Origin of the sequence: Pseudomonas brassicacearum subsp. neoaurantiaca (assembly GCF_013608025.1) — a bacterium.
GTDB lineage: Bacteria > Pseudomonadota > Gammaproteobacteria > Pseudomonadales > Pseudomonadaceae > Aquipseudomonas.
Genome location: NZ_VDLV01000051.1, coordinates 758 through 1984 on the forward strand (window position 1 = coordinate 758; position 1227 = coordinate 1984).

The window sequence follows — 1227 nt, forward strand, 5'->3', positions numbered from 1 at the left end:
CGATAACCGCCTGACCGTCCAGCGCAACATCTACGGTGACATCAGCCGCCTGGACAACGGCGCTGGACGCTGCCTGCGCCTGCGCTACGAACACCGTCACCTGGTCGCCATCGACTACCAGCGTTTTCACCCGGCACCGACCCGCGACGAGGGCTGGCGTACTGAACAGACGCTGATTTCCTACCGCTACGACGGCCGTTTCCGACTCATCGAAGCGACCAACGCGGCCGGCGAAAGCGAACGCTACGATTACGACGACCAGCACGTCATCCTTCAGCGGCAACTGGCCGGCGGCGCGAGTTTCTACTGGGAATGGCAGGGCGTCGGCGCAGCGGCCCGCTGCTTCCGGCATTGGGCGTCGTTCGCGCAGATGGACAGCCGCTACACCTGGGGCGAGGACGGCAGCGTCACGGTCCACAACCTCGACGGCAGCCAGGAAGCCTACGTTCATGATGACCGCGCGCGACTGGTGCGCCAGGTCGATCCCGCCGGCGGCGAACACCTCAAGGCCTATGACGAACAGGGCCGCTTGATCGCCGAGCAAGACCCGCTCGGCGCCGTCACCGAATACCGCTACGACGAAGTCGGACGGCTGGTGGCGCTGATTCCGCCTGAAGATGAGCCGACGTCCTACGAATACCGAAACGGTTTCCTGCACGCCCGGCAGCGCGGCAAAGCGGTGTGGACCTACCGCCGTAATGACCACGGCGATGTCATCGAGGCCATCGACCCGGACGGCCAAAGCACCTGGTACCACTACGACGGCCAAGGGCAACTGAAAACCATCAGCTACCCGGACGCCAGCGCCCATTACTTTGTGCGCAATCACCTGGGCCAGTTGACGGAAGAAACCCTGCCCGATGGCAGTCAGCGGTGTTTTTCCTACGACGCCCTCGGACGTTTGCTGACCCGCCAGGATGAACACGGCGCCATCACCCATTACCAATGGGACGCCGTGGGCCGCTTGCTGCAAATCACCTTGCCCGGTGGCGCCACCCGCGCCTGGCGCTACAACGCCTACGGCAAGGTCATCGCCGAGCAGGACGAAATCGGGCACACCACCCGCTACGAATACGCCGACGACCTGCACCTGATCAGCCGCCGCCTCAACCCCGACGGCAGCGAACTGAAGTACCGCTACGACTCGGCGCGGCTGTTGCTGACCGACATCGAGAACGAATCCGGCGAGCACTATCGGCTGGACTACACGCCCAACGGACTGATCCG

1 pseudogene is annotated in these 1227 nt (G+C 64.2%); it reads left to right on the top strand.

The window, feature by feature from the left end:
* Positions 1 to 1227: pseudogene (locus FHK92_RS23420) on the top strand (type IV secretion protein Rhs); the annotation flags it as partial.